The organism is Actinomycetospora sp. (assembly GCF_055612215.1).
Genome location: NZ_JBVPVA010000639.1, coordinates 1 through 7,214, shown reverse-complemented (window position 1 = coordinate 7,214; position 7,214 = coordinate 1). Strand labels below are relative to the sequence as shown.

At 75.9% G+C, this 7,214-nt stretch carries 6 protein-coding genes and 1 pseudogene; 4 read left to right on the top strand and 3 right to left on the bottom strand.

Going from position 1 to position 7,214, the window contains the following annotated elements:
- Both AC0CYZ_RS17510 and AC0CYZ_RS17505 read left to right on the top strand, forming a co-directional pair.
- A partial coding sequence (locus AC0CYZ_RS17510) for a metal ABC transporter ATP-binding protein (protein ID WP_472217603.1) occupies window positions 1-646 on the top strand: 646 nt, incomplete at its 5' end.
- Entirely contained in the window at window positions 643-1,557 is a 915-nt protein-coding gene (locus AC0CYZ_RS17505) for a metal ABC transporter permease (protein ID WP_472217601.1), read from the top strand. The genes AC0CYZ_RS17510 and AC0CYZ_RS17505, both read left to right, overlap by 4 nt.
- On the opposite strand, the pseudogene AC0CYZ_RS17500 reads toward AC0CYZ_RS17505, so the two are convergent.
- Window positions 1,527-2,405 (bottom strand): annotated as a pseudogene (locus tag AC0CYZ_RS17500) (ATP-binding protein); the annotation flags it as partial. The gene AC0CYZ_RS17505 and the pseudogene AC0CYZ_RS17500 overlap by 31 nt on opposite strands.
- A gap of 83 nt (window positions 2,406-2,488) precedes the next feature.
- On the opposite strand from AC0CYZ_RS17500, the gene AC0CYZ_RS17495 reads away from it, so the two are divergent.
- Window positions 2,489-4,177, top strand: coding sequence for an adenylate/guanylate cyclase domain-containing protein (locus tag AC0CYZ_RS17495; protein ID WP_472217599.1), 1,689 nt, complete (start codon window positions 2,489-2,491; stop codon window positions 4,175-4,177).
- Window positions 4,177-5,058 carry an alpha/beta fold hydrolase gene (locus AC0CYZ_RS17490; protein WP_472217597.1) on the top strand — a complete coding sequence of 294 codons (882 nt, stop codon included), beginning with the start codon at window positions 4,177-4,179 and terminating at the stop codon, window positions 5,056-5,058. The genes AC0CYZ_RS17495 and AC0CYZ_RS17490 overlap by 1 nt, the downstream gene beginning before the upstream one ends.
- An 82-nt stretch (window positions 5,059-5,140) precedes the next feature.
- Here the strand turns inward: AC0CYZ_RS17490 and rlmB are convergent, their stop codons facing one another.
- Window positions 5,141-6,238, bottom strand: coding sequence for a 23S rRNA (guanosine(2251)-2'-O)-methyltransferase RlmB (rlmB, locus tag AC0CYZ_RS17485; RefSeq protein WP_472217595.1), 1,098 nt, complete (start codon window positions 6,236-6,238; stop codon window positions 5,141-5,143).
- Window positions 6,238-7,214, bottom strand: a 977-nt coding sequence (locus AC0CYZ_RS17480) for a cysteine--tRNA ligase (protein ID WP_472217593.1), incomplete at its 5' end; no start/stop codon positions are given. The genes AC0CYZ_RS17480 and rlmB, both read right to left, overlap by 1 nt.

The window sequence follows — 7,214 nt, the reverse complement described above, 5'->3', positions numbered from 1 at the left end:
CGTGGCGGTGCACGGGGCGCCGCCCGCGCGGGGCAGCTCCGCGGTCGGCTACGTCCCCCAGCAGCGCGCCCTGGACCCGCTCACCCCGCTGCGCGGCCGCGACCTCGTCGGGCTCGGGCTCGACGGCCACCGCTGGGGACCCGGCCTGTCCGGCCGGGCGCGGCGCCGTGACCAGGTGCACACCGCCCTCGCCCAGGTGGACGCCCTGGACTACGCCGACGCCCCGGTCGGGTCGCTCTCGGGCGGGGAGCAGCAGCGGCTGCGCGTGGCCCAGGCGCTCGTCGGGGATCCGAGCCTGCTGCTGGCCGACGAGCCGCTGCTCTCGCTCGACCTGGCCCGCCAGCGCGAGGTCGTCGACCTCGTCGAGCGCCGGCGTCGCGAGCACGGCACCGCGGTGGTGTTCGTGACCCACGAGCTCAACCCGGTGCTCCCCGTGGTCGACCGGATCCTCTACCTGGTCGAGGGCCGGTTCCGGATCGGCACGCCCGAGGAGGTCATGACCTCGGAGAACCTCTCGCAGCTCTACCGCACCGAGGTCGAGGTGGTCCGGGTGCGCGGGCGCATCGTCGTCGTCGGCGCGGAGGAGTCCCCGGTCCACCGCCACGGCGCACCGGACGCGGCCCGCGAGGAGGTCGGGGCCCGGTGAGCACCACCTGGTTCCTGCTCGGTGAGGGCTTCGTCCGCCAGGCCCTGCTCGCCGGGGCCGTGCTGGCGCTGCTCGCGGGGCTGCTCGGCCCGCTCGTCGTCGGACGCGGGATGGCGTTCGCGGTGCACGGCACCGCCGAGCTCTCGTTCGCGGGCGGCGCGGGGGCGCTCCTGCTGTTCGGCGCGGGCGCGGTGGGGTGGGGCGCGCTGGTGGGCGCGGTGCTCGTCGCGCTGGTCTTCGGTGCGCTCGGGCTCGCCGCCCACGAGCGCGACTCCGTGATCGGGGTGCTCCTGTCCTTCGGCCTCGGGCTCGGGGTGCTCTTCCAGTCCCTCTACACCGGGCGGTCGGCGAACAAGTTCGGGCTGCTCGTCGGCCAGATCGTCGGGGTGGACACCGGCGACCTGGTCTCGCTGGCCGTGACCGGGGTCGTGGTCGTCGGCGTCCTCGCGATCGCCTACCGCCCGCTGCTGTTCGCGAGCCTGGACCCGACGATGGCCGCCGCGCGCGGGGTGCCGGTGCGTGCGCTCTCGGTGGCGTTCGCGGTGCTGCTGGGCGCGACGACGGCGCTGGGCGTGCAGATCGTCGGGGCGCTGCTGGTCCTCTCGCTGCTCATCACCCCGGCCGCCGCGGCCGCCCGGCTCACCGCGAGCCCGCTGCGGGCGACGGTGCTCGCCGTGGTGTTCGCCGAGGTCGCCGTGCTCGGCGGGATCGTCGCCTCGCTCGCGCCCGGACTGCCGATCAGCCCGTTCGTGGCCGGGATCGCGTTCGTGACCTACCTGATCTGCCGCGTGGTCGGCTCGCTGCGCACCAGGCGCCGCGCCAGCCGGACCCGCGTCCCGTCGTCGTCGACCGACACGTCGACCTCGTCGCAGAGCGCCCTGGCGAGCCAGAGCCCCCGTCCGCGGTCCTGATCGACCGACGGCGGCACCACCCCGGGGAAGGGCTCGTCCAGCCGGCCGGGGTCGGTGACGAGGCACACCGCCTCGCCGTGGGCGACCCACGTCCAGAGGATCCCGGTGCCGGCGCCGTGCTCGACGGCGTTCGTCGCGACCTCGCTGGCGGCGTACACCAGGTCCTCCCCCGCCTCGGCGCCCAGACCGCTCTCCGCGATCGCGGCGGTGAGGTCCCGGCGCAGCGACGCGAGGCTGTCGGCGTCGAAGGCCCAGCGGCGCGCGCCCGCGGGCGCCGGCGGGACGACCGCGCCCGGCAGGCCCCGGACGACGTCGGCCGGGTCGCGGTGCAGGGTGTTGGCGACGGGGTGGTCGAGGTCGGCGACGCGGGCCAGCTCGGGGTGGGTGGCGAGGAAGGCCGGGGGGACGACGCCGTCGACCGGCGCGGCCGGCAGCGGGAGTCCCGCGAGGCGGTAGGCGCAGAGCAGCGTCACGGGCAGCCGGCGCAGGGCCTCGTCGAGCGCGGCCTCGATGCGCAGCCAGTAGGCGTCCGGGAGGCCGAGACCGGGCTGCTGCTGGGTGACGACGCAGGAGCGCAGCCCGACGCGGGCCGCCCCCGCGACCGCCGTCGCGATCCGGGCGGCGAGCTGGAAGGCGTCCGAGCGCGCCGGCCGGGTGTGGTCCAGGAACACCACGGCGGCCAGTTGCTCCTCCGTGAGCCCCTCGCTCAGGACCTCCCTGACCTGCGCGTCGAGCGCCACGATGACCGATTCGCGGGCCCGGGTGGCCCGCCCCAGGACCGGGAGGAGCGCCGCGCCGAGCATCGCGGGGTCGTCGTAGGAGACCCCGCGATGCACCAGACCGGGCATCGCCATACCCGAATGGTAGCGATCACGTTCCCGGACCCGGTGACGCTCGCCCCGCCGTCGGGATCCGCCGCTAGGGTCCGGCCATGACGCGCCGTGGGCGCCGGGACCCCGAGACGGCCGAGGCGCCCGGTCGCGACGAGGACATCGCGGGCCTCAGCGTGCTCACGCGCCTGGCGCTGATGCTCGTCGTGGTGCTGCCCAACCTCGTCGGGGCGGGCGTCGTCCTGGTCCTGGCGGCGTGGGTGCTGCCCACCGACGTGCTCGCCTCCGATCCCGGCGCGCTGCACCGCAACCTGGTGTTCTTCGGGCCCTACCTCGGGGTCGCGGTCGTCGTGGGCGCCTGGTGGGGCCACCGGCGGATGCGGGTGCCGGGGCTGCGCCAGGGCGCCGACGACGAGGCCCGCGAGAAGGTGTTCCGGCGGCTGCGGCGGGTGGTGCTGCGCGGACCGCTGCGGCTCGCCCTCGTCCAGACCGTGCTCTGGGCGCTCGCGGCGGCGCTCTTCGTGCTCCTCAACGTCTTCTCCTCGGGGCGGCTCGGCTTCCAGGTCGGCACGACCGTGGTGCTCGGCGGGGTCGTCACGGTCTCGATCACCTACCGACTCGTGGAGGTCGTCCTCCGCCCGGCCGTGCGCCGCGTGCTCGCCGTGCGCCCGCCGTCGGGCAACGTGCTGCCCGGCGTCCTCATGCGCACCGTCGGCGGCTGGCTGTTCGGGACCGCGGCGCCCATCGCGGGGGTGCTGCTCGCGGCCGGCGGGGCGCTGGCCTTCGGCGGCTACACGGTCGACCGCCTGGCGGTGGTCGTCCTCGTGCTCGGCGGGGTCGCGCTGGTGTTCGGCGGCACCGTGATCACGCTGACCGCGATGTCGACGGCCGCCCCGGTGCTCGCGGTCCGGCGGGCGCTGCGCCGGGTCGAGTCCGGCGACTACGACGTCGACGTGCCGGTCTTCGACACCACCGAGCTGGGCCTGCTGCAGGCCGGCTTCAACACGATGGTCCACGGCCTGCGCGAGCGGGAACGCGTCCGCGACCTGTTCGGCCGGCAGGTCGGCGAGGACGTCGCCCGCAACGCGGTGGAGAACGAGCTCGAGCTCGGCGGGGAGGTCCGCGAGGTCGCGGTGCTCTTCGTCGACCTCGTGGGGTCGACCACGCTCGCCGCGACCCGCCCGCCGACCGAGGTCGTCGAGCTGCTCAACCGGTTCTTCGCGCTGGTCATCGACGTCGTGGAGCAGCACGGCGGGTGGATCAACAAGTTCGAGGGGGACGCGGCGCTGGCGGTGTTCGGGGTCCCCACGGGGCTGCGCGACGCGGCCGGCAGCGCGCTCGCCGCGGGCCGGGTGCTCGCCGGCCGGCTGGCCGACGAGGTGTTCGACTCCTCCGGGCAGGAGATCCGGGCCGGCATCGGGATCTCGGCGGGCGAGGCGGTGGCCGGCAACATCGGGGACCGCCGCCGCTACGAGTACACCGTGATCGGCGACCCGGTGAACGAGGCCGCACGGCTCTGCGACGTGGCCAAGGAGACCGAGACCGGGGTGGCCGCGTCGGGGGCGGCGCTGTCGCGGGCCTCGTCGGACGAGGCGCAGCACTGGACGTCCACCGGGTCGCGGCACCTGCGGGGGCGGACCGCGGAAACCGAGGTGCTCGTGCCGGTGCGGGACCCGGAGCGTCCGGACTCGAGCGAAGGGACCCCTCGCTCAATAGATTCGGCGGTGGGCCCCCCCGACCAGGAGCCCGAGACCGCGCCGCCGACGCCGCACCCCCAGGGAGCCCTGTGATGCCGCTGCCCGACCCGTTCCGCGAGCACCGCATCGACGCCGACGGCACGACGATCCACGCCGCCGTCGGGGGCTCCGGCGATCCGGTGCTGCTCCTGCACGGCTATCCGCAGTCGCTGGTGATGTGGCGCGACGTGGCCCCGGCGCTCGCGCGCGACCACACCGTCGTCGTCACCGACCTGCGCGGCTACGGCGAGTCGGACAAGCCGGCGCCCGACGAGGCGCACCGGCGCTACGCCAAGCGCGAGATGGCCGCCGACCAGGTCGCGGTGATGCGCTCCCTCGGCTTCGACCGCTTCGACCTCGTCGGGCACGACCGCGGCGCCCGCGTGGCCCACCGGCTCACCCTCGACCACCCCGACGCGGTGTCCCGCCTCGCCGTGCTCGACATCGTCCCCACCCGGCACGTCTTCACCCACGTCGACCGCGACCTCGCCCACGGGTACTTCCACTGGTTCTTCCTCGCGACCGGCGGCGACGTCCCGGAGACCCTGCTCGCGGGCGCACCGGAGTTCTGGATCCGGACGATGGTCCAGCGGCTCCTCGCCCCCGGGGTGACGATCGCCGAGGAGGTGATGGCCGACTACGTCCGTTACTTCTCCGACCCGGCCTGCATCGCCGCCACCACCGCCGACTACAAGGCGGGCGCGTCGACGGACCTGGAGGACGACGAGGCGTCGTGGACGGCCGGCGAGCGCGTCACCTGCCCGTTGCTGGTGCTCTGGGGCGAGCACGGCTTCGTCGGGAAGGCCTACGACCCGCTCGCGGTGTGGCGGGACTACGGCACCGACGTGGCGGGCCGGGCGATGCCGAGCGGCCACTTCATCCCCGAGGAGGCCCCGGAGCAGGTGGTGGCGGAGCTGCAGGCGTTCCTCGGCTGACCGGACACCCCACCCGCGAGCGAGAGGCACTCCCGCTGCGTCCATGCGCGCGAGAGTGCCGTTCGCTCCATCACGGACGGGGTCAGCCCGACCGGCGTCGGCGCGCCACCTCCGCCAGCGCGACCCCGGCCGCCACCGAGGCGTTGAGCGACTCCACGTCGCCCGCCATCGGGATCGCGACCGTCGCCGTGCACGTCTCGCGGACCAGCCGGGAGAGCCCCTTGCCCTCCGAGCCGACGACGAGCACCAGCGGCCCCCGGGCGGCGTCGGGTCCCGCGACCTCGTCGAGGTCGTCGATCGTCGCGGACACCTCGCCGTCGAGGCCCACCGTCACGAACCCGTCGTCGTTCCAGGCGCCGAGGGTGCGCGAGAGGTTGGTCGCCCGGCCGATCGGCATGCGCGCGGCCGCGCCCGCCGAGGTCCGCCACGCCACCGGCGTCACACCGACCGAGCGCCGCAGCGGGAGCAGCACGCCGTGCGCGCCGAACGCCGCCGCCGAGCGCACCACGGCGCCGAGGTTGCGGGGGTCGGTGACGCCGTCGAGGGCGACCAGCAGCGGCTCGACCCGCGCGAGGTGCGCCGCCTGGCGGGCCGACTCGAGCAGGTCGTCGGGATGGAGGTACTCGAACGCGGGCACCGAGAGCGCGAGCCCCTGGTGCACCGCGCCGTCGGCGAGCCGGTCGACGTCGCCGCGGGGCACCTCGAGCACGGAGATGCGCTGGTCCCCGGCCGCGCGCAGCGCCTCGCGCACGCGGTCGTCGACGTCGATGCCCTGCGCGACGTGCAGCGCGGTGGCGGGGATGTGGGCCCGCAGGCTCTCGACGACGGGGTTGCGCCCGACGACGACCTGGGGCCCGTCGGGGGCGTCACGCCGGGTGGTGGTGCTCCGGCCGCCGCCCCCGCCGCCGCGGCCCGCGCCACCGCGGCGGCCCGCGCCGCCACCGCCACCGCCCGACGCGGGCGACGACGACGGGCCCCGCCGCGGCGCGGCCGGACCCTGTCCGCTCTTCCCGGTGGATCCGCCGCCGCGGTAGGACTTGTGGTTGGGGCGCTGCTCCGCGGGCGGGGTCGGGCCCTTGCCCTCGAGCCCCTTCGCGCGCTTTCCGCCGGACCCCTTGGTGGGGCCCTTCTTGGAGCCGGGGTTGCGCCGTGCTCCGGGGCGGCGGGAATTGCCGGCCATCAGCTCTCGTCGTCCTTCAAGGTCCAGATCGGGCCGTCGGGGGTGTCCTCGATGCCGACGCCGGCCGCGGTCAGCTGCCCGCGGATGGCGTCGGCCCGGGCGAAGTCCTTGTCGCGGCGGGCGGCCGCACGCTGGCCCAGCAGGTCCCCGACGAGCGCGCCGAGGGCGGCCCGCGCGTGGTCCCCGCCGGTGGCGCCCTCGGTGCCGGAGGTCCAGTGCGGGTCGAGCGGGTCCAGTCCGAGGACGCCGGTCATCTCCCGCACCGCGGCGGCCGCGGCGAGGGCGGCGTCGCGGTCGCCCTCGTCGAGCGCGGTGTTGCCCGCGCGCACCTGGTCGTGCACGACGGCGAGGGCGGCCGGGGTGCCGAGGTCGTCGTCCATCGCGGCGGCGAAGGGCGCCATCGTCTCCGGGGCGGCCTGCGCGCCGACGGCCCCGATGCGCTCCTGCACGCGGTGCACGAACGTCTCGATCCGCCGGTACGCCGCCGACGCCTCGGCCAGCGCGCCCTCGGAGTACTCGACCATGGACCGGTAGTGGGGCGCGACGAGGTAGTAGCGCAGCTCCACCGCCCGGACCCGCTCGAGCACGGCGGAGATGGTCAGGGTGTTGCCGAGCGACTTCGACATCTTCGCCCCGGCCATCGTCACCCAGCCGTTGTGCATCCAGTACTGCGCGAAGCCGTCGCCCGCCGCGTTGGACTGCGCGCGCTCGTTCTCGTGGTGCGGGAACACCAGGTCGAGCCCGCCGCCGTGGATGTCGAACGTCGGGCCGAGGTAGTGCGTGGCCATCGCCGAGCACTCCAGGTGCCAGCCCGGGCGGCCGCGCCCCCACGGGGTCGGCCAGCTGGGCTCGCCGGGCTTGGCCGCCTTCCACAGCGTGAAGTCCCGCGCGTCGCGCTTGCCGCGCGCCGGGGCCTCGCCCTGCTCCACCTCGTCGGGCCGTTGCCCGGAGAGCGAGCCGTAATCGGGCCAGGTCC

Excerpts from the sequence above, each read along its gene's own strand:
- AC0CYZ_RS17495 (WP_472217599.1), top strand. The coding sequence starts at position 2,489 with ATGACGCGCCGTGGGCGCCGGGACCCCGAGACGGCCGAGGCGCCCGGT.
- AC0CYZ_RS17490 (WP_472217597.1), top strand. The coding sequence starts at position 4,177 with ATGCCGCTGCCCGACCCGTTCCGCGAGCACCGCATCGACGCCGACGGC.
- rlmB (WP_472217595.1), bottom strand. The coding sequence starts at position 6,238 with ATGGCCGGCAATTCCCGCCGCCCCGGAGCACGGCGCAACCCCGGCTCC.